This window comes from Mycobacterium sp. TH-M116, from assembly GCF_057473685.1.
Genome location: NZ_JBYCLC010000419.1, coordinates 1 through 20,062, shown reverse-complemented (window position 1 = coordinate 20,062; position 20,062 = coordinate 1). Strand labels below are relative to the sequence as shown.

The following is a 20,062-nucleotide window of genomic DNA, read 5'->3' as shown; positions in this document are numbered from 1 at the left end:
AACTCGATGCGCCGGCTGGCCTCGTCGGCATTCCAGCGCTCGATCGTCTCGGTGATGATCGCGGTGATCTCCAGCCCGTACTGCGTGACCAGGTGTTGCGCCGCCCTGACGAGCCAATCGTCGACCTTGTCGCGCAGGTCGGCGTCGTCGCACAACGATTCGCCGACGCGCGCGACCGTGTCGGCGATGCGTGAGCGCAAGGTGCTGGACGGGTCGTCGACGCCTTCGAGCACCAGCCGCTTGAGCGTCCGCCACGCGGTCGCCGCGGCCTTGCCGATCTCCTCGCGCGCCATCAGTTGCTCCTTGACGGCGTCGGCGCGCGCGATGGTGTCCGGGTCGTGCTGCAGGTCCTCGGCGAACTCGAAGAGAAATCGGGTGCCCGAGCGGCGCAATTCATGGTCGGGGTTGCGGCGCACCTTGTCGGTGAAATCCATCAGTTCGCGGTGAATGCGGTCGCCGACGATCTGATCGACGAATCGCGGGGACCAGCTCGGCGAATCACGCTCGATCACCCGCGCAATGACCTCCCCGGCGTTCAGCGACCACTGAAAAGCCCGGTCGGCCAGCAGCTGGATCAACGCCTCCTGCCGGTTCTCGGCCAGCAGCGTCCCCAGCACCCGCCCGACCGGGGGACCCCATTGCGGCTCCCCGATGCGGCGCACGATCATTCGGTCGATCACCTGCTGGACGTCGTCGTCGCGTAGCAGCTCCACGAGCACCCGCAGCACCGTCGCGGTCTCGCCGGCCACCCGCTCGGCGTGTGGCGCCTCCGAGAGCCACTTACCCAGCCGGGCCGGCACCTGCGCGTCACGCAACTTGACCTCGACAACCGACGGCGACAGGAAGTTCTCCCGCACGAACGTTCCCAGGCCCTCGCCGAGCTGGTCCTTCTTGCGCTTGATGATCGCCGTGTGCGGAATGGGAATGCCCAGTGGGTGCTTGAACAGCGCAGTGACGGCGAACCAGTCGGCCAGAGCGCCCACCATGCCGGCCTCAGCGCCCGCGCTGACGTAGCCGACCCAGGCGGCCGCACCCCCTTGCGCCTGCACCCACCGGCAGGCGAGGAACACGCCGGTGGCACCGACCAGGAAGCTCAGCGCCACCAGTTTCATCCGGCGAAGACCCACCCGCCGCTCGGCATCAGCCTCCGGATCCGCCCCGGCAAACGACTCGGCCAACGACGCAGGGGGTTGCCGGGGCCCCGTCGGCGGCGCGATCGCAGCCGGCCGCGCCCACAGCGAGCCCGGTGTACCGGCCCGACCCGAGGCCCTATGCGACACTGCGCCAGCATCCGTGAGCCACCACACCATCATCCATGCACCACCGGATCAGCGTCCGCATATTCCCGCGCCGTGGCCGCTACCGCTCGCTTTGGCAACACCGCCGGGGCGGCCCCGCGGACGTGCGGGGAGTTTGCGCCGCACGGGCCTGGTGCCCCGTAGTATCGAGCGCGTCTAGTGAATGGGAATTCGTGACAGTGGCTGAGCACCTCCCGGCCGGGACCGTCAAGACCGATGGCCGAAAGCGTCGTTGGCACCAGCACAAGGTTGAGCGTCGCAACGAGTTGGTGGACGGAACAATCGACGCGATCCGCCGCCAGGGCCGTTTCGTGAGCATGGACGAGATCGCCGCGGAGATCGGGGTATCCAAGACCGTGCTGTACCGCTACTTCGTCGACAAGAACGACCTGACGACGGCGGTGATGATGCGCTTTGCGCAGACGACCCTGATCCCCAACATGGCGGCGGCCCTTTCCTCGGATCTGGACGGCATCGACCTGACCCGCGAGGTCATCCGGGTGTACGTCGACACGGTGGCATCCGAACCGGAGCCGTACCGGTTCGTCATGGCAAACAGCTCGGCCAGCAAGAGCAAGGTGATCGCCGACTCCGAACGGATCATCGCGCGCATGATCGCCGTGCTGATGCGCCGCCGCATGCTCGAGGCCGGAATAGACACCGGCGGCGTGGAGCCGTGGGCGTACCTGATCGTCGGCGGGGTCCAGCTGGCCACCCATTCCTGGATGTCGGACCCGCGGATGAGCAGCGACGAACTGGTCGACTACCTGACGATGCTGAGTTGGAGCGCGCTACGCGGCATCGTCGAAGTCGGCGGGTCGCTGGAGAAGTTCCGGGAGGAGCCGCACCCCACGCCGATCGTCCCGCCGCCCGGGGACTGAAACGGCCATGTCCGGATGAAGACCGGCCACGCCGATGCGCGCTGGTGCCCTCGGGACCGCCGCGAGCTCGTGCGACCTACCCAGCAGAAAAGGACTTGAGCCAAGCGAGCGGCTAGCATGCAGGGGACGCGTTGGGGGTGATGGGGCAGCTCCATGTGTCAGCGGCCTCGCCTCAGGAACGCAGAAAGGCCCATTGCGTTATGTCCGTGCAACTCACGCCGCACTTCAGGAACGTTCAAGCCCATTACGACCTGTCCGACGACTTCTTTCGGTTGTTTCTGGACCCCACCCAGACCTACAGCTGCGCCTACTTCGAGCGCGACGACATGACGCTGGAGGAAGCCCAGCTCGCCAAGATCGACCTGTCGCTGGGCAAGCTCAAGCTCCAGCCTGGTATGACGCTGCTCGACATCGGCTGCGGCTGGGGCGCCACCATGCGGCGGGCCATCGAGAAGTACGACGTCAACGTGGTGGGTCTGACACTGTCGGAAAACCAGGCCCAGCACGTCCAGAATGCTTTCGACCACATGGACACCACCCGTTCCCGGCGGGTGTTGCTGGAAGGGTGGGAGAAGTTCGACGAACCCGTCGATCGAATCGTCTCGATCGGTGCGTTCGAGCACTTCGGCCGGGCGCGCTACGGTCGTTTCTTCACGATGGCCCACCAGGTGCTGCCGTCCGACGGCCTGATGCTGCTGCACAGCATCGTGCGTCCCAATTTCAGGGACGCCCGGGCGAAGGGCTTGAATCTGACCCGCGAGGTCGTGCACTTCAGCCAGTTCATCCTCGCCGAGATCTTTCCCGGCGGCTGGCTGCCGACCGTCCCCGTCGTCGAGGAACACGCCACGGCCGCAGGTTTCACGGTGAGTCGGATCCAGTCGCTACAGCCGCATTACGCGAGGACCCTCACCATGTGGGCGGAGAACTTGGCGGCCAACCGTCACCGGGCCCTGGCGATCCAGCCGGAGAAGGTCTACGACCGGTACATGAAGTATCTGACCGGCTGCGCCAAGTTGTTCCGCCAAGGCTATATCGACGTAGACCAGTTCACCATGGAAACGTAATTGCGCGGTCCCCCGACGGCTCGCGAGCGGTGCCTCGGGGCGTCGGTCACTTCACCAGAGTGAACTGCCCGACGTTGCTGATGCCTTTGCGGAAGAAATTCTCACACCCGGTCAGGTACTTCATGTACCGGTCGTAGACTTCTTGGGACTGGATGGCGATGGCCTTGTCCTTGTTGGCCGCCAGGTTGGCCGCCCAGATGCTGAGCGTCCGCTCGTAATGCTCGCGCAAAAGTTGCACTTTTTCCAAGGAGAACCCGGCGGGTTCGGAGAACTTGACGATGTCCTCCTGCGTCGGCAACTGCCCACCCGGGAAGATCTCGGTACCGATGAACCGCGCGAACCGGATGTCGTTCATCGTCAAGGTGATGCCGAGCGCGGGCATCTGTTGCCATTGATACGTCAGAATCGTGTGCAGCAGCATCCGGCCGCCGTCGTCGGGCAGGATGCTGTGGGCGCGTTCGAAGAATGCGGGCCAGCGATCCGCTTTGAACGCCTCGAACGCGCCGATGCTCACGATCCGGTCGACCTTGTCGTCGAATTCTTCCCAGCCCTGCAACCGCACCTCGGTCTTACGTGTCGTCGGGATGCCGGCAAGCCGCTTCTTACTGTACTCGAACTGGTTGCGGCTCAACGTGATTCCGATGACGTTGACGTCGAATTTCTCGACCGCCCGCTGCAGCGCGCCGCCCCAGCCGCACCCGATGTCGAGCAGGGTCATCCCGGGTTCGAGGTTCAACTTGCCCAGCGCCAAGTCGAACTTCGCGTTTTGCGCCTCTTCGAGGTTCATGTCGTCGCGCTCGAAATACGCGCAGGTATAACCCATGGTCGGGTCTAAAAACAACGCGAAAAACTCATCGGAGACATCGTAGATTGATTGTGACTCTTCGTAGTACGGCCGCAACGCTGTCATGCTCTTGGTGAACCTCCCGATCACTAACGGGTGAATAGTATCCGATCAGCGTGAGGCTGTCATACACGATCAGTACGTGTAGAAACCCCGGCCAGATTTCTTGCCGAGCCGACCCGCCTCCACCATGCGCAGCAGCAACGGCGGTGGCCCGTACTGCGGCTCCTTGAATTCGTCGAACAGCTTGTCCGCGATCAGTTTGAGAGTGTCCAGGCCGACGAGGTCGGACAACCGCAGCGGGCCCATCGGATGCGACAGCCCGGCAACCACGGCCTTGTCGACGTCCTCCACCGTGGCAAAGCCGCCCTCCACCATCCGGATCGCCGACAGCAAATACGGCACCAGCAGGGCGTTGACGACGAAACCCGAACGATCCGAACAGCGCACCACCTGCTTGCCCAGCACCGCCCCGGCGAACTCCTCGGTGCGGGCGGCGGCGGCTTCGTCGGTGACCAGCGTGCAGACGAGCTCGACCAGCGGCAGCACCGGGACGGGATTGAAGAAGTGCAGGCCCAGTACGCGCTGCGGGTTCGTGGTCGCCGCCGCGATCTTCATGATCGGGATGCTGGAGGTGTTGGACGCCAGCACCGCGTCCGGGTCGGTGATGACCCGGTCCAGTTCGGCGAAGACCTTCGCCTTGACGGCCTCGTCCTCGACGATGGCCTCGATGACCAGCTGGCGGTCCGCCAGGTCCGTCAGGTCGGTGGTGAAGGTGAGCTTGCCGAGCGCGCGGTCGCGCTCCCGTTCGGTCACCTTGCCCGCGCTGACGCCGCGTTCGAGCGACTTCACAATGCGGTTACGGCCCGCGGCGATCAAAGCCTCGGTGGTCTCGAACACCGTCACGTCGACACCGGCACGAACCGAGACCTCGGCGATACCGGATCCCATCTGGCCGGCCCCGACCACACCTACCCGCTGGATCGCTGCGTCACTCACACGTTTCTCCCCACACGTTCCCGGCGAGCAGACGCAAAGGCCCCCATTTGCCGGGGCTGCAGGGTGCTTTTGCGTCTGCTCGGCGTGGAATCAGAACTGGCCCTCTTCGGTGGAACCGGTCAACGCAGTCGTCGAGGAGTTCGGGTCGACCGTGGTGGCGATGCGGTCGAAGTAACCGGCACCGACCTCGCGCTGGTGCTTGGTCGCGGTGTAGCCCCGCTCCTCGGCGGCGAACTCGCGTTCCTGCAGCTCGACGTAAGCACTCATCTGGTTGCGGGCGTAGCCGTAGGCCAGGTCGAACATCGAGTAGTTCAGCGCATGGAACCCGGCCAACGTGATGAACTGGAACTTGAATCCCATTGCAGCCAGCTCTTTTTGGAACTTCGCGATGGTGCTGTCGTCGAGGTGCTTGCGCCAGTTGAACGACGGCGAGCAGTTGTAGGCCAGCATCTGGTCGGGAAACTCATTCTTGACCGACTCGGAGAATTTCCGCGCCACCTCGAGGTCGGGGGTCCCGGTCTCCATCCAGATCAAGTCAGCGTACGGAGCGTAGGACTTGGCCCGCGCGATGCAGGGCTCGATGCCGTTGCGGGTGCGGTAGAAGCCCTCGCGGGTGCGCTCGCCGGTGATGAACGGGCGGTCGCGCTCGTCGACGTCCGAGGTGATCAGCGTGGCCGCCTCGGCGTCCGTGCGGGCGATGACGACGGTCGGGACGTCGCACACATCGGCGGCGAGTCGCGCCGAGGTCAGCGTACGGATGTGCTGCTGTGTCGGAATCAGGACCTTGCCGCCCAGGTGGCCGCACTTTTTCTCCGAGGCCAGCTGATCCTCCCAGTGGGTGCCCGCGGCACCGGCGGCGATCATGGCCTTCTGTAACTCGAACACGTTGAGCGCACCACCGAAGCCGGCCTCGCCGTCGGCGACGATCGGGGCCAGCCAGTTGTGCACCGAGGTGTCGCCCTCAACCTTGGCAATCTGGTCGGCGCGCAGCAGCGCGTTGTTGATCCGGCGGACCACCTGCGGCACCGAGTTGGCCGGATAGAGGCTCTGGTCGGGGTAGGTGTGACCCGACAGGTTGGCGTCGCCGGCGACCTGCCAGCCAGACAGATAGATGGCTTTCAACCCGGCGCGCACCTGCTGCACAGCCTGATTTCCGGTGAGGGCGCCCAGCGCATTGATCCATTCCAGGTCGTGCAGCTCGTCCCACAACACCTCTGCGCCGCGGCGCGCCAGCGTGTTCTCCTCGACCACCGTGCCCTGCAGCGCGACGACGTCGGCGGCGGTGTAGGTACGGGTCACGTCCGTCCAGCGGGGGTTGGTGTCCCAGTCCTGCTGGATCTTCTCGGCGCTCTTCGGGGTGCCAACGACAGACATTGGGCTCGACTCCTTAACAAACTTTGATCGCCAAGGCCGGTGTCGCCTGGTGGCGTAGCTACGGGCCCGACTTCGCTGATGTGCTAACCCGACGATGGCACAGCCTTCGGCGCGGCGTCCACCCATTTCATTTGCCAATTTCGGCTACGACTTCCGCCGATTTTGCAAATCTTGCGAAGCCCCTCGAAAACTTAACCGTTTCAGAAGCCGCCCGCCCGTAACGGTAAAGCCGCAGGTCACGCGTTGTTCGGCGGCGACGCCCGCGGTGCGGCGCCGGGTCAGAGCGCGAAGAGCGCGGCGACGGCTTTCGTCTCGTCGCCGACCGCATATGTGAGCGTCGTAACAGCACGGTCGGCCAACTCGGCGCCGAACCGATCGGTCGAGCCGGCCGGGTGCACGTGCGAGATGATCTCGAGCTTGTCCCCCAGCGCCACCGGCGCCTCGTGTTCGATCGTCGCCCGCAGCGGGCCGGCCAGCAGTTCGGCGTGCGAGGCGAGGTAGTCCTCGATCACACTCCAGTAGACCGAGTTGTTCATGTGGTCGAACAGGTCGATGTCGGTGACGCGCAGCGGGAATTCGTGGATCTCGAACGCATCCTCGCGACTACCGGGCCGCAGATAAGCCTTCCAGCGCAGCCGGTCGACGTCGGTCGTCTTGCGCAGCTGGTCCATGAAATCGTCGGCGATGCGCGAGGGCATCTGCGTGTCCCGGTTGATGTTGATCCAGAACGCCTCGGACTCGATCAGGCCGCCACCGCGCTTCCCGTCGATGCGCACCCGCATCTCGCACCACCGGTTGGAGGTGCCCGAACACCACCGGCGCAGGCGCAGCATGTCCTGGAATTCGATCGGGCGGATCAGGTCAACCATGGTGCGGCGGACGATCCACAGCGGATGGGTCTGCTCGAACCCCATCTCGCGCAGCTGGTCCTGCCCGATGTCCTGGGCGTGGCGGGCGGCCGCGTCCACCCGCAGCCGGCCGGTGCGGTCGATGTCGCCCACCCGCAGCGGCCATTCGCGGTCGAACACGTCGGGGTGGCCGTCCGGGACCGGCATCATTCTCTTATCCAGGCTCACGGCGTCGCTCCCGTACTCGTGTCGGCACCCAAGCTTGACGCCGGGCCCGAGGCGAATCATGCCAATGACGTCACTCGAATATCAATTGTGACGAAGCCGTATCCGCCTGCCAACTCTGCGAACCCGGCCTTCGCATGACGGGTACGCTCGCTGGCGTGTCGAAGACGTTCGTGGGCTCCCGCGTTCGCCAGCTACGCAACGAACGCGGGTTCTCCCAAGCCGCGCTGGCTCAGACGCTGGAGATCTCACCGAGCTACCTCAACCAGATCGAGCACGACGTCCGCCCGCTGACAGTAGCGGTGTTGCTGCGGATCACCGAGGTGTTCGGGGTGGACGCGACCTTTTTCGCCTCGCAGGACGACACCCGGCTGGTGGCCGAGTTGCGTGAGGTGACGATGGACCGCGACCTCGACGTCGACGTCGACGCCACCGAGGTCGCGGAGTTGGTCAGCGACCATCCCGCCCTGGCCCGCGCCGTGGTCAACCTGCACCGGCGCTACCGGATCACCACTGCACAGCTGGCCGCCGCCACCGAGGAGCGATTCTTCGACGGCAGCGGCACCGGGTCGATCACCATGCCCCACGAAGAGGTGCGCGACTACTTCTACCAACGCCAGAACTACCTGCACGAACTGGACACCGCCGCCGAAGACCTCACGATCCAGATGCGGCTGCACCACGGCGACCTGGCCCGCGAGCTGAACCGCCGCCTCACCGAGGTGCACGGAGTGCACATCAACCGTCGCATCGACCTCGGCGACACCGTGCTGCACCGCTACGACCCGGAAACCAAGACGCTGGAGATCAGCACTCACCTCTCCTCGGGCCAACAGGTGTTCAAGATGGCCGCCGAGCTGGCCTACCTGGAGTACGGCGACCTGATCGACAACCTGGTCACCGACGGTAAATTCACCAGCGACGAGTCGCACACCCTGGCCCGGCTGGGGCTGGCCAACTACTTCGCCGCAGCCGCGGTGCTGCCGTACCGCCAGTTCCACGACGTCGCCGAGAATTTTCGCTACGACGTCGAGCGGCTGTCAGCGTTCTACGCGGTGAGCTACGAGACCATCGCGCACCGGCTCTCGACGCTGCAAAGGCCGTCGATGCGCGGCGTCCCGTTCTCGTTCATCCGGGTGGACAGGGCGGGCAATATGTCGAAACGCCAGTCCGCCACCGGTTTTCATTTCTCCTCCAGCGGCGGCACCTGCCCGTTGTGGAACGTCTACGAGACGTTTGCCAACCCCGGCAAGATCCTGGTGCAGATCGCCCAGATGCCCGACGGGCGCAACTACATGTGGGTGGCCCGCACCGTGGAGCGCCGCGCTGCGCGGTACGGTCAGCCCGGTAAGACCTTCGCTATCGGGCTGGGCTGCGAACTCCGCCACGCCCACCGGCTCGTCTACTCGGAAGGACTCGACTTGTCGGGTGAGATCGCCACGCCGATCGGCGCGGGGTGCCGTGTCTGCGAGCGCGACAACTGCCCGCAGCGGGCGTTCCCGGCGTTGGGGCGCGCGCTCGATCTCGACGAGCACCGCAGCACCGTGTCCCCTTATCTGGTGCAGCAGCCGTGAGCGAGGCGGCGGGGCCGGGCCGCATTCCCTCGACGACGAAGCTGCGCGAGCTGGGGCTGGTCAACTGGGTTGCGGCCAGGGTGATGGCGCGAGCGGTCCGGGCGCCGCAGATGCACCTGTTCACCACGCTGGGCCAACACAAGCGGCTGTTGTGGTTCTGGATGCCCTTCTCAGGCGCCCTGCTGCGGGGGCGACTGCCGCGGGCCGATGCCGAAGTGGTGATCCTGCGGGTCGGGCACGTGCGCGGGTGCGAGTACGAGCTACAGCACCACCGCTGGATGGGTCGCGCGGCGGGGCTGGACGCAAACACCCAGGCCGCGATCTTCGCCTGGCCGCAGACCTCCGACGACGCCGCCACGCTGAGCGCCCGGCAGGTCGCGCTGTTGCGGGCCACTGACGAGTTCCTGGGCGACCGCATGCTGACCGACGCGACCTGGGAACAGCTGGCATGCCACCTCGATCGGCGACAGTTGATCGAATTCTGTTTGTTGGCAAGCCAATACGACGGGCTGGCCGCGACGATAACCACGCTTTGCATTCCGCTGGACAACCCGCGCCACAGGTAGGCGCTACAGGTAGGTGTCGGCCACCACCGCCACGGTCAGGACCACGGGCAGTAGCGGCAGCCCGGCTGCGAACGCCGCCCAGGCGTGGCGGCGGCGCCGACGCAGCCACCAGCCCCAGGCCGCGGCGCCGACGCCGAGCACGAGGGCCGCCAGCAGCACCATCGGAGCCCACCGGCTCACCGTGGTGGTGTCGTTGCCGATCGAAAAAGCCACCAGCCACAGGACGTAACCGGCGGCCACGCCGCCGACGGCACCGAGGATGGTGTCAGCGCGGATCATCACACCGCGGCCATCAGAAGTTGATCATGTGACCGGTCAGGCCGTGGAAGCACTCCTGCAGCGCCTCGGACATGGTCGGGTGGGTGTGCACGTTGCGGGCCAGCTCATGGGCCGTCAGGTCCCACTTCTGCGCCAGCGTCAGCTCAGGAAGCAGCTCGGACACGTCGTGGCCGATCAGGTGCCCGCCCAGCAGCTCGCCGTGGGTGGCATCGGCGACCAGCTTGACGAAACCGCTGGGGTCGCCCAGACCGTGCGCCTTGCCGTTCGCGGTGAACGGGAACTTGGCGACCTGGACGTCGTACCCCTCGTCGCGGGCCTGCTCCTCGGTGAGCCCGAAACTGGCCACCTGCGGCTGGCAGAACGTCGCGCGGGGCAACATGCGGCAGTCCCCGAGCGGCAGAGTCTCGGCGCCGGCGATGGTTTCGGCCGCCACCACCCCCATGGCCTCGGCGACGTGCGCCAGCATCAGGAAGGCGGTCACGTCGCCGATGGCGTAGATGTGGGGCACGCTGGTGCGCATGTACTCGTCGATGCCGATACCCCGGTGTTCGTTCAGCGCCACGCCGGCCCTCTCCAAACCGTAGCCCTCGACGTTGGGCGCAAATCCGATGGCCTGCAACACCTTTGCGGCCCTGAGCTCCTCGGACTTGCCGTCCTTGCTGACCGTCACGGTGACCTGCGAGCCACCGGATCCGGGGTCGGCGATCGACTCGACCTTGGTGCCGGTGCGGATCGTGACGCCCAGCTTCTTGAACTGCTTCTCGATCTCCTTGGACACCTCGGCGTCCTCGTGGGGCAGCGCGCGCGGCAAGAACTCCACGATGGTCACGTCGACCCCGTAATTGCGCAGCACGTAGCCGAACTCCATGCCGATCGCCCCGGCTCCGGCGATGATGATCGACTGCGGCAGCTCCCGGGACAGGATCTGCTCCTCATAGGTGACCACGTTGGCCGACAGCGACGTGCCCGGCACCAGCCGGGTGCTGCTGCCGGTCGCGATGATCGCGTTGTCGAACGTGACGTCCTGATTGCCGCCCTCGTTCAACTCGACCGACACGGTGTTGGCGTCGGTGAACCTGCCGTACCCGTGGATCTCGGTGATCTTGTTCTTCTTCATCAGGAAGTGCACGCCGGCGACGCGGCCCTCGGCCACCTTGCGGCTGCGGTCATGGGCGATCCCGTAGTCGAAGGTCGCCTCACCTCCGATGCCGAAGGTTGTGGCCTCCTTGGTGAAGATGTGGGCCAGCTCGGCGTTGCGCAGCAGCGCCTTGGACGGGATGCAGCCGACGTTGAGGCAGACCCCGCCCCAGTACTTCGGTTCGACGATAGCCGTGTTCAGGCCGAGCTGGGCGGCGCGAATGGCGGCGACATATCCGCCGGGGCCCGCTCCCAGGACGACGACGTCATAGTGAGAAGTCACGAGCCCACCCTAGTGGGCGGCCGGGCCGGCCGTTAATACGGAATGATCCCGACCAGGCAGTGGCCCGTCTGCTGGCAGTAGAGGAAACCGTAGAGCGGCGCGGCGGCGGCAACAGAGGCCAACGGCCCCGACATCACCGCCACCGACAGCGCCGAGATCAGGGGCCGCCCTTCGGTCATCGCCAGCATCACGGCGCCCACGGCGCAGACTACGACGTAGATCAGGACCACGAACACCGGCAGCGACTTGTCGATCGTGTGGTACCACCACGAGAACAGGCCCAGCCCCACCGGCGCCGCCGCGCACCACACGCCGGCGATCACCAGCGCCAGCTTCCACCACTTCAGGTAGAGATAGCGACCGGGGACAGTGACCGGCGGCACCGGTGCGCCGGTCGGCTCGCGCTCCGCCGGCGCCTCGGGCGCCTCGGGGCCGGTGACCACCGGTACCGGCTGCGAGCCGGTGTCGTCGGAGAAATCCGGCACCCAGGACTGGGTGCCGGTGTGCTCCTCGTCCGAGAAGTCCGGCACGAACGCCGCGGTCCCCGGGCCCGACTCGGGGTCGTGATCCTCAGCCACCGGCGACCACCCGCAGCGCGACGAGCACACCGAACCATCCCGGCCCGAGTCCCAGGACGAACGCGCCCAGCGTCGTGACCCAGCGGCGACCGGAGAACAGGATCGTCAGCAACCCGGCCACGGTCGGAATCCCGACCACCAGCGCGATCGCGACGTCCGGGCGGATACCGGCGTGGGCCACCGAGGTGAAGGCGACGGCGCCCAGCAGTCCGGCCGCGCACCCGGCCAGCATGGCGCTCGCCAGCAGCCAGGGACGCGGAAGCGGGATCACGGTGACGAGATTACTGCGATTGCCGGGCGGGGGGAGGACACGTTCCCGGGGCGGCCCCGGTGTCGGGGACCACCGCCTCGCCCCGCGCCAACGGGCGTTCCCCGCGCTCGTAGGCGGCGCCGGTGACGACGGTTGCGGCGCGCAGCCGGGCCTGCTCCTCGTCGGTGAAGACGCGGCCGCGGGACAGGAACCGCACCCCTTCGGGGGCCTCCAGGCTGAATCCGCCACCGCGGCCCGGTACGACGTCGATGACCAGCTGGGTGTGCTTCCACACCTCGTACTGCGGGCCCGAGATCCACACGGGCACCCCGTCGCCGACGTCGAGCACCCCGAGCAACACGTCGCGGTCGCCGACGAGGAAGTCCCCGAGCGGGTAGCACATCGGCGACGACCCGTCGCAGCAGCCGCCGGACTGATGGAACATCAGCGGACCGTGGCGTTCGGCCAGTCGCGCGAGCAACTCGGCAGCGGGGGCGGTGATGACGGCCCCCGCCGGGGGACCCGAGTCCATCAGAAGAAACCGAGCGCCTTGTCGGAGTAGGACACCAGCATGTTCTTGGTCTGCTGGTAGTGCTCGAGCGCCATCTTGTGGCACTCGCGCCCGAAACCGGACTGCTTGTAGCCGCCGAACGCGGCGTGCGGGGGATACACGTGGTAGCAGTTCACCCACACCCGCCCGGCCTGGATGTCGCGGCCGGCCCGGTAGGCGGTGTTCCCGTCGCGGCTCCACACACCCGCGCCCAGACCGTAGAGAGTGTCGTTGGCGATCGCCATCGCGTCGTCGTAGTCGTCGAACGACGTCACCGTCACCACCGGGCCGAAGATCTCCTCCTGGAAGACCCGCATCGCGTTGTTGCCGGAGAAGATCGTCGGCTGCATGTAGTAACCGCCGGAGAGGTCGCCCCCGAGTTCGGCGCGCTCGCCGCCGCACAGGACCTTCGCGCCTTCCTCTTTGCCGATCTCGATGTAGGACAGGATCTTCTCCAGCTGATCGTTGGAGGCCTGGGAGCCCAGCATCGTCTCGGAGTCGAGCGGATCGCCCTGCCGCACGGCCTTGGCCCGGATGGCGGCCAGCTCGAGGAACTCGTCGTAGATGTCGGACTGGATCAGGCTGCGCGACGGGCAGGTGCACACCTCGCCCTGGTTGAGGGCGAACATGGTGAACCCTTCCAGCGCCTTGTCGCAGAAGTTGTCGTGCGCCGCCATCACGTCGGAGAAGAAGATGTTGGGGCTCTTGCCGCCGAGTTCGAGGGTGACCGGGATCAGGTTCTGGCTGGCGTACTGCATGATCAGTCGCCCGGTGGTGGTTTCGCCCGTGAACGCGATCTTGGCGATGCGGTTGCTCGACGCCAGCGGCTTGCCGGCTTCGGCGCCGAATCCGTTGACGACGTTGAGCACCCCCGCCGGCAGCAGGTCGCCGATCAGCGACATCAGGTACAGCACCGACGCCGGGGTCTGCTCGGCGGGCTTGAGCACCACCGCATTGCCGGCCGCCAGGGCGGGCGCCAGCTTCCAGGCGGCCATCAGAATCGGGAAGTTCCACGGGATGATCTGCCCCACCACCCCGAGCGGCTCGTGGAAGTGGTAGGCGACGGTGTCGGAGTCGATCTGGCTCAGCGAGCCCTCCTGGGCGCGCAACGCCGCGGCGAAGTACCGGAAATGGTCGGCTGCCAGCGGGATGTCGGCGCTGATGGCCTCGCGGATCGGCTTGCCGTTGTCCCAGACCTCGGCGACCGCCAGCGCGAGCTTGTTCTCCTCCATCCGGTCGGCGATCGCGTTCAGGATCCCCGCCCGGGCGGCCGGCGCGGTCTTACCCCAGGCCGGAGCCGCCGCGTGCGCGGCGTCGAGCGCCTTGTCGATGTCGGCCTCGCCGGAGCGGGCCACTTCGCAGAAGGTCTGGCCGGTCACCGGCGTCGGGTTCTCGAAGTACCGGCCACCCACCGGTGCGACCCACTGCCCCCCGATGAAGTTCCCGTACCGGGACTCATACGACATCAACGCCCCGGCCGTACCCGGACGTGCAAAAACAGTCATCTGCTCGGCTCCTCGTTCTCACCGCTGTAACACACCTCACAGTACCGCCGGGGCCACAATGTCTGCCATGACATCTGAGGCTTCCACGGCCGGCGCCGACCCGTATCTGTGGCTCGAGGACATCACCGGCGACGAGGCACTGGACTGGGTGCGCGCACGTAACGCAACCACACTGGCGGAATTGCGGGACGCCGGCTTCGAGCGGATGCGCACCGAGGCCCTCGAGGTGCTCGACACCGACTCGCGCATCCCCTACGTGGTGCGCCGCGGCGAGTACCTGTACAACTTCTGGCGCGACGCCGCCAACCCGCGCGGGCTGTGGCGGCGCACCACCCTGGACAGCTACCGCTCCGACTCCCCCGAGTGGGACGTGCTGATCGACTTGGACGAATTGGGCCGAGCCGACAACGAGAAGTGGGTGTGGGCGGGCGCCGGCGTCATCGAGCCCGAGTACACGCGCGCGCTGATCGGCATGTCCCGCGGCGGCTCGGATGCGTCTATTGTCCGTGAATTCGACATGACCACAAGGCAATTCGTCGCGGATGGATTCCAGCTGGCACAGGCCAAGTCCCAGATCGCGTGGGAAGACCCCGATACCGTACTGGTGGGCACCGACTTCGGCGCCGGCTCGCTCACCGAGTCGGGCTACCCGCGGGTGGTCAAGCGGTGGCGCCGGGGCACACCGCTGACCGACGCGGAAACCGTGTTCGAGGGCGCGCCCACCGACGTGCGCGTCTCCGCCTCGGTGGACCGCACCCCGGGTTTCGAGCGCACCCTGCTGGGGCGGGCAGTCGACTTCTGGAACGAGGAGATCTACGAACTGCGCGGCTCCCCCGACGACTCCGAGCTGATCCGCATCGACGCGCCGACCGACGCGAGCGTCTCGATCCACCGGCAGTGGCTGCTGATCGAACTGCGCAGCGACTGGCACCACGGCACGGCGACCTACCGCACGGGGTCGCTGCTGGCCGCCGACTACGAGCAATTCATCTCCGGCACAGCGCAGTTGCGCGTGGTGTTCGAGCCCGACGCTCACACCGCCCTGCATCACTACGCCTGGACCCGAGACCGCCTGCTGATCGTCACGCTGGCCGACGTGGCCAGCCGCGTCGAGATCGTCACGCCGCCCTCGCGATCGTCACGGGGCACCTGGCGGCGCGAGCCCGTGGCCGGCATCCCGGCCGCCACCAACGCCGTGATCGCCGCCGCCGACGAACACGGTGACGAATTCTTCCTGGATTCCAGCGGATTCCTCACTCCGTCCCGGTTGATGCGCGGCACCGGCGCGGGGCGACTCGACGAGATCAAGTCGGCGCCGACATTTTTCGACGCGGCGAACTTTTCGATCGCACAGCATTTCGCCACTTCTGCGGACGGTACCGCCGTCCCGTACTTCGTCGTGCGACCGGCGGGCGCCCCCGGCCCGGGCCCGACACTGCTCTACGGTTACGGAGGATTCGAGACCGCCAATACGCCGTCCTACAACGGCGTGCTGGGCCGGTTGTGGCTGGGCCGCGGCGGCACCTACGTGCTGGCGAACATCCGCGGCGGCGGCGAGTACGGACCCGGCTGGCATACCCAGGCGATGCGCGAGGGCAGGCACAAGGTGGCCGAGGACTTCGCCGCGGTGGCAACCGATCTGGTGGCGCGCGGCATCACGACGGTGGAGCAGCTCGGCGCGCGCGGGGGCAGCAACGGCGGGCTGCTGATGGGCATCATGCTGACCACGTACCCGGAGAAGTTCGGCGCCCTGGTCTGCGATGTGCCGCTGCTGGACATGAAGCGCTACCACCTGTTGCTGGCCGGCGCCTCGTGGATGGCCGAGTACGGCGACCCGGACGATCCCGACGACTGGAAGTTCATCTCCGAATACTCGCCCTACCAGAATATTTCGGCGTCACGGCGCTATCCGCCGGTGTTGATCACCACGTCCACGCGCGACGACCGCGTCCACCCCGGCCACGCCCGCAAGATGACGGCGGCCCTCGAGGCGGCCGGGCACACGGTCTCCTACTACGAGAACATCGAAGGCGGACACGCCGGGGCGGCCGACAACGAGCAACTGGCGTTCAAGGCGGCGCTGAGCTATTCGTTCCTGCACCGGACGCTGCCCGTCAGGTCCGGTGTGCGCACACACGCCCGGCCACGCCCCTAGGATCGTGGACGTGTCAGCTGTCGAACGCGTCGAACTCACGCTGCTGGTGACCGGCCTGATCGGCATCGCGGCCGGGGCAACGCAGGCGCGGTTCCGCTACATCACCCACCGCCGGGCGGCCCGACGGTACTACTGGACGACCTCGATCACCGGCATCATCTGTTTTGCGATCGGGGTGGGCAAGATCTGGCCGAACGGCATCCTCGCGGCGTCGGTCTTCGTGGCCATCGTGGTCTTCTCGGCCTACCTCAGTACGCCCTATCTCAAGGTCGGCGGCCGGATCTACGCCTCGACGCCGGAGAATCGCCAGCCGGATCCGTAGGCTGCCGAGCTATGAAACCTGGCAATCCGGCACCCGGGTTCGAGACCCTGCTGTACACCACGTCGGGCCCCGTGGCCACCATCACGCTGAACCGCCCCGAACAGCTGAACACCATCGTCCCGCCGATGCCTGACGAGATCGAGGCCGCCATCGGCCTGGCCGAGCGCGACCCCGGCGTCAAGGTCATCGTCCTGCGCGGAGCGGGACGGGCCTTTTCCGGCGGCTACGACTTCGGCGGGGGCTTCCAGCACTGGGGCGAAGCGATGACGACGGCCGGCGCGTGGGATCCGGGCAAGGACTTCGCGATGGTGACCGCGCGCGCGACCGGGCCCACAAGTAAGTTCATGGCCATCTGGCGGGCCTCCAAACCGGTGATCGCGCAGGTCCACGGCTGGTGCGTCGGCGGGGCCAGTGACTACGCGCTGTGCGCCGACATCGTCATCGCCAGCAACGACGCGGTGATCGGCACCCCGTACAGCCGGATGTGGGGGGCCTACCTGACCGGGATGTGGCTGTACCGGTTGAGCCTGGCCAGGGTGAAGTGGCACTCGCTGACGGGCCGCCCGCTGACCGGGGCCCAGGCCGCCCAGGTCGAGCTGATCAACGAAGCGGTGCCGTTCGATCGCCTCGAGGCCCGCGTCGCCGAGATCGCCGCCGAGTTGGCCGCCATCCCGCTGTCGCAGTTGCAGGCGCAGAAGCTGATCGTCAACCAGGCCTACGAGAACATGGGCCTGGCTTCCACCCAGATGCTGGGCGGCATCCTCGACGGGCTGATGCGCAACACCCCAGAGGCGCTCGAATTCATCCGCATCGCCGAGACGGAGGGGGTGCGGGCGGCCGTCGAGCGCCGCGACGGCCCGTTCGGGGATTACAGTCAGGCCCCCCCGGAGCTCCGGCCCGATCCGACGCACATCATCGTCGCTGATGGCGAGTGATAGTGAGACTGACTACAAAAACGGCGAATATGTCGGAGGGCCCTGCGCACGGCCCTCCGACAGTGCTACGGTAACAACCATGTCTCGGCTGAGTTCTGGCCTGCGTGCGGGCGTCGTTTCCGTCATTGTCGGCCTCGCATCGGTTCTGGCCGTCGCAGTGTTCCCGAACACCGCCGGCGCCGACTCCACGGACGACTTCCCGATCCCCCGCCGGATGATCGCCACCACCTGCGACGCCGAGCAGTACATGGCGGCCGCCAGGGACACCAGTCCGGTGTACTACGAGCGCTACATGATCGACTACAACAACCACCAGCAGTACGCGCAGGCCACCCAGGACAAGGTGCACTGGTTCTTCGGCATGAACCCGGCCGGGCGCAGGGAATACTCCGAGCACTTCTACGACCAGATCGACCCGCTGTGGTGGGGCTGGCGCAACCACATGAAACTGTTCTTCAACAACAAAGGCGTCGTTGCGAAAGCCACTGACGTGTGCAACAACTACCCTCGCGGCGACATGTCGGTGTGGGACTGGGGCTGAGAGTCCACCGAAACGGGTCGACGTCCACCCCTTCCGGCCTTCGCCGCGGCGACGGGTTTGACCCGCAGCGCACAGGGGAAGGCTCACCGGCATGACTGTCAACGCCGATGATGTCGATGTGAGTGTCAACCTGGATGTACGTCGCCGGGCCGGCTGGTTGCCGGAGAACCACGATGCACTGGAGTCGTGGCTCAGCGGCCACCGCAACCGGGTCGAGCTCGTGGGCGAGCAGAACGAGCTGCACCCGGTGCTCAAAGAATTCAAACAGCTGATCGACCACGACCCTGTGGTGAACATGTACGTCAACGAGATGATCGCCCAGGTGCCGCGCACGAAGAACTACCGCAAGCGCCACGTGCACGACGTGGACCAGATGCTGCGACTGATCAACGGGGTGCTCACGATCGCCCCGGAGTTCGGCGACGACGCGGTGATCATTCCGCTCAGCGCCGTCCTCGACTGGACAACGACCACCCCGGCGGGTGTCGCCGCGTTCCGCGATCCGCGGATCAACGAGATGGTCAAGAAGATCCTCGGCGCCTGGTGCGAGTTCCTCGACAGCCCCGATTCGCTGTACGTGCTCAACGATTCCCCGACGGGCTGGAAGTCCCGGGAGGCCTGCAGCACGATCGGCATGGATCAGTTCGTCCACGACCCCGACGACGAGCACTGGGGCTTCAAATCCTGGAACGACTTCTTCACCCGTCGCCTGAAGGACGGCCAGCGGCCCGTCGCCGCGCCGGGCGACGACAGCGTGATCGTCAGTGCCTGCGAGTCGACGCCGTACCGCATCGCGACGAATATTGCGCGCCGGGACCAGTTCTGGATCAAGCGTCAGCCGTATTCGCTGCGCGACATGCTGGCCAACGACGAGTCGGCCGACCAGTTCGTCGGCGGAACGGTGTACCAGGCGTACCTCTCGGCGATGAAGTACCACCACTGGCACAGCCCCGTGGCCGGGACGATCGTGCGGGCGTTCGTCCAGCCGGGCACGTACTTCTCGGAGACCGTCTCCAAGAGGTGGGACGCCCTCAATCCACCGGACTCGCAGTCCTACATGGCGCATGTCTCGGCGCGCGCGATTCTGCTCATCGAGGCCGACAACCCAGTCATCGGGCTGATGGCGCTGGTGGCGGTCGGCATCGGCGAGGTGTCCTCCACACTGATCGGCGAGAACATCAAGCCCGGTTACCACGTGGACAAGGGTGAGGAACTCGGCTATTTCCAGTTCGGCGGTTCGACGCACTGCCTGGTGTTCCGCCCCGGCGCGATCGACGACTTCAACGTCTCGGCCATTCCCCAGTCCGAATACGGCACAGCGCCGACGATTCTGGTGAATTCGAAACTCGCCGTCGCGCCCGCTCAATAGAGCGGGAAAGTACGCCTTGTCGCGGTCCTCACCCCGTGAACGCGCCGGCTGACAGCGCCCGAAGACGAAGATCGCGTAGTCCGTCGACGCGGCGATGCCGATTTCACTATGCAGAACGCCTGGGCGTTCATCCCGGCGGTCGCCGCTTCGTGCTTGACGACGTCATTCACGATGATTCGCCGGCCGATTTCGTCGCTGTCCCCCTGCGCGACCGCGTTGACGCTCACCGTGACTTGTCGACCTTCGGGCGCCACTCGGGCTTGCCGTTACGCACGTGATATGCCTTACACTTCAGGGACGGACAGGAAGGGGCCAACCGTCCGACCCCGGGTACGGCACCGTGATTTACTTAGGCAAGCCTTGGTTGCGTACCAGCCGCACCGCCGTCGGCTCGGGTGTCCGGAACGCAGCGACGACACAGCCGGGGCCGGGGGCGGCCGGCACGACCCGGTGATCCGTAGCTGACCATGCTCGGGCGGGCGGCG

Annotated in this window: 20 protein-coding genes and 1 pseudogene; 9 read left to right on the top strand and 12 right to left on the bottom strand. The window is 66.6% G+C overall.

Annotated features, from left to right (window positions below):
- Positions 1-1,310, bottom strand: a 1,310-nt coding sequence (locus tag AC2VOK_RS21400) for a DUF445 domain-containing protein (RefSeq protein WP_428902237.1), incomplete at its 3' end; no start/stop codon positions are given.
- Positions 1,311-1,477: 167 nt separating this feature from the next.
- Here AC2VOK_RS21400 and AC2VOK_RS21395 point away from each other — a divergent pair.
- Complete coding sequence (locus tag AC2VOK_RS21395; protein ID WP_428902239.1) at positions 1,478-2,179, top strand: TetR/AcrR family transcriptional regulator; 702 nt, start codon at positions 1,478-1,480, stop codon at positions 2,177-2,179.
- Between the two features lie 200 nt (positions 2,180-2,379).
- Complete coding sequence (locus AC2VOK_RS21390) at positions 2,380-3,243, top strand: cyclopropane mycolic acid synthase family methyltransferase (RefSeq protein ID WP_428902238.1); 864 nt, start codon at positions 2,380-2,382, stop codon at positions 3,241-3,243.
- 46 nt (positions 3,244-3,289) lie between these two features.
- Here the strand turns inward: AC2VOK_RS21390 and AC2VOK_RS21385 are convergent, their stop codons facing one another.
- From AC2VOK_RS21385 to AC2VOK_RS21370, 4 genes are all read right to left on the bottom strand, one after another.
- Positions 3,290-4,153 carry a cyclopropane mycolic acid synthase family methyltransferase gene (locus AC2VOK_RS21385; RefSeq protein WP_428902236.1) on the bottom strand — a complete coding sequence of 288 codons (864 nt, stop codon included), beginning with the start codon at positions 4,151-4,153 and terminating at the stop codon, positions 3,290-3,292.
- Between the two features lie 69 nt (positions 4,154-4,222).
- Entirely contained in the window at positions 4,223-5,086 is an 864-nt protein-coding gene (locus AC2VOK_RS21380) for a 3-hydroxybutyryl-CoA dehydrogenase (protein WP_428902235.1), read from the bottom strand.
- Between the two features lie 90 nt (positions 5,087-5,176).
- On the bottom strand, positions 5,177-6,460 hold the full coding sequence (aceA, locus tag AC2VOK_RS21375; protein ID WP_428902234.1) for an isocitrate lyase: 1,284 nt from the start codon (positions 6,458-6,460) through the stop codon (positions 5,177-5,179).
- Between the two features lie 278 nt (positions 6,461-6,738).
- Complete coding sequence (locus AC2VOK_RS21370; RefSeq protein WP_428902233.1) at positions 6,739-7,536, bottom strand: acyl-ACP thioesterase domain-containing protein; 798 nt, start codon at positions 7,534-7,536, stop codon at positions 6,739-6,741.
- 155 nt (positions 7,537-7,691) lie between these two features.
- Here AC2VOK_RS21370 and ramB point away from each other — a divergent pair, with 155 nt between their 5' ends.
- Both ramB and AC2VOK_RS21360 read left to right on the top strand, forming a co-directional pair.
- On the top strand, positions 7,692-9,107 hold the full coding sequence (gene ramB / locus AC2VOK_RS21365) for an acetate metabolism transcriptional regulator RamB (RefSeq protein ID WP_428902232.1): 1,416 nt from the start codon (positions 7,692-7,694) through the stop codon (positions 9,105-9,107).
- Entirely contained in the window at positions 9,104-9,673 is a 570-nt protein-coding gene (locus tag AC2VOK_RS21360) for a carboxymuconolactone decarboxylase family protein (protein ID WP_428902231.1), read from the top strand. Before ramB ends, AC2VOK_RS21360 begins: the two co-directional genes overlap by 4 nt.
- Before the next feature lie 3 nt (positions 9,674-9,676).
- Here AC2VOK_RS21360 and AC2VOK_RS21355 read toward each other — a convergent pair whose 3' ends face one another.
- From AC2VOK_RS21355 to exaC, 6 genes are read right to left on the bottom strand one after another with little or no spacing between them, the layout of a single operon-like run.
- Complete coding sequence (locus AC2VOK_RS21355; protein WP_428902230.1) at positions 9,677-9,952, bottom strand: hypothetical protein; 276 nt, start codon at positions 9,950-9,952, stop codon at positions 9,677-9,679.
- A 13-nt stretch (positions 9,953-9,965) separates the two neighbouring features.
- On the bottom strand, positions 9,966-11,372 hold the full coding sequence (gene lpdA, locus AC2VOK_RS21350) for a dihydrolipoyl dehydrogenase (protein ID WP_428902229.1): 1,407 nt from the start codon (positions 11,370-11,372) through the stop codon (positions 9,966-9,968).
- A 32-nt stretch (positions 11,373-11,404) separates the two neighbouring features.
- A complete protein-coding gene (locus tag AC2VOK_RS21345) occupies positions 11,405-11,950 on the bottom strand; it encodes a hypothetical protein (RefSeq protein WP_428902228.1) in 546 nt (181 codons plus the stop codon).
- Positions 11,943-12,221: a putative holin gene (locus AC2VOK_RS21340; protein WP_428902227.1), complete on the bottom strand. Its 279-nt coding sequence runs from the start codon at positions 12,219-12,221 to the stop codon at positions 11,943-11,945. Before AC2VOK_RS21340 ends, AC2VOK_RS21345 begins: the two co-directional genes overlap by 8 nt.
- A gap of 10 nt (positions 12,222-12,231) precedes the next feature.
- A complete protein-coding gene (locus AC2VOK_RS21335) occupies positions 12,232-12,732 on the bottom strand; it encodes a DUF779 domain-containing protein (RefSeq protein WP_428902226.1) in 501 nt (166 codons plus the stop codon).
- On the bottom strand, positions 12,732-14,255 hold the full coding sequence (gene exaC / locus AC2VOK_RS21330; protein ID WP_428902225.1) for an acetaldehyde dehydrogenase ExaC: 1,524 nt from the start codon (positions 14,253-14,255) through the stop codon (positions 12,732-12,734). Before exaC ends, AC2VOK_RS21335 begins: the two co-directional genes overlap by 1 nt.
- Before the next feature lie 67 nt (positions 14,256-14,322).
- Between exaC and AC2VOK_RS21325 the strand changes: the two genes are divergently transcribed.
- The 5 genes from AC2VOK_RS21325 to AC2VOK_RS21305 all read left to right on the top strand — a co-directional run bounded on the left by AC2VOK_RS21325 (position 14,323) and on the right by AC2VOK_RS21305 (position 19,577).
- On the top strand, positions 14,323-16,410 hold the full coding sequence (locus AC2VOK_RS21325) for a prolyl oligopeptidase family serine peptidase (RefSeq protein ID WP_428902224.1): 2,088 nt from the start codon (positions 14,323-14,325) through the stop codon (positions 16,408-16,410).
- Between the two features lie 10 nt (positions 16,411-16,420).
- Positions 16,421-16,732, top strand: a complete 312-nt coding sequence (locus tag AC2VOK_RS21320; protein WP_428902223.1) for a hypothetical protein — start codon at positions 16,421-16,423, stop codon at positions 16,730-16,732.
- 11 nt (positions 16,733-16,743) lie between these two features.
- Positions 16,744-17,667, top strand: a complete 924-nt coding sequence (locus AC2VOK_RS21315) for a crotonase/enoyl-CoA hydratase family protein (RefSeq protein WP_428902222.1) — start codon at positions 16,744-16,746, stop codon at positions 17,665-17,667.
- Positions 17,668-17,746: 79 nt separating this feature from the next.
- Complete coding sequence (locus AC2VOK_RS21310; RefSeq protein ID WP_428902221.1) at positions 17,747-18,208, top strand: DUF5078 domain-containing protein; 462 nt, start codon at positions 17,747-17,749, stop codon at positions 18,206-18,208.
- A gap of 91 nt (positions 18,209-18,299) precedes the next feature.
- Positions 18,300-19,577, top strand: a complete 1,278-nt coding sequence (locus AC2VOK_RS21305) for a phosphatidylserine decarboxylase family protein (RefSeq protein WP_428902220.1) — start codon at positions 18,300-18,302, stop codon at positions 19,575-19,577.
- Positions 19,578-19,732: 155 nt separating this feature from the next.
- Here AC2VOK_RS21305 and AC2VOK_RS21300 read toward each other — a convergent pair.
- Positions 19,733-19,804, bottom strand: a pseudogene (locus AC2VOK_RS21300) (MmpS family transport accessory protein); the annotation flags it as partial.
- Between the last annotated feature and the right edge of the window lie 258 nt (positions 19,805-20,062).

Bases quoted from the DNA above. Each gene is read 5' to 3' on its own strand.
- AC2VOK_RS21390 (WP_428902238.1), top strand. From the start codon at position 2,380: ATGTCCGTGCAACTCACGCCGCACTTCAGGAACGTTCAAGCCCATTAC.
- AC2VOK_RS21385 (WP_428902236.1), bottom strand. From the start codon at position 4,153: ATGACAGCGTTGCGGCCGTACTACGAAGAGTCACAATCAATCTACGAT.
- aceA (WP_428902234.1), bottom strand. From the start codon at position 6,460: ATGTCTGTCGTTGGCACCCCGAAGAGCGCCGAGAAGATCCAGCAGGAC.
- AC2VOK_RS21355 (WP_428902230.1), bottom strand. From the start codon at position 9,952: ATGATCCGCGCTGACACCATCCTCGGTGCCGTCGGCGGCGTGGCCGCC.
- AC2VOK_RS21335 (WP_428902226.1), bottom strand. From the start codon at position 12,732: ATGGACTCGGGTCCCCCGGCGGGGGCCGTCATCACCGCCCCCGCTGCC.
- exaC (WP_428902225.1), bottom strand. From the start codon at position 14,255: ATGACTGTTTTTGCACGTCCGGGTACGGCCGGGGCGTTGATGTCGTAT.
- AC2VOK_RS21325 (WP_428902224.1), top strand. From the start codon at position 14,323: ATGACATCTGAGGCTTCCACGGCCGGCGCCGACCCGTATCTGTGGCTC.
- AC2VOK_RS21315 (WP_428902222.1), top strand. From the start codon at position 16,744: ATGAAACCTGGCAATCCGGCACCCGGGTTCGAGACCCTGCTGTACACC.
- AC2VOK_RS21310 (WP_428902221.1), top strand. From the start codon at position 17,747: ATGTCTCGGCTGAGTTCTGGCCTGCGTGCGGGCGTCGTTTCCGTCATT.
- AC2VOK_RS21305 (WP_428902220.1), top strand. From the start codon at position 18,300: ATGACTGTCAACGCCGATGATGTCGATGTGAGTGTCAACCTGGATGTA.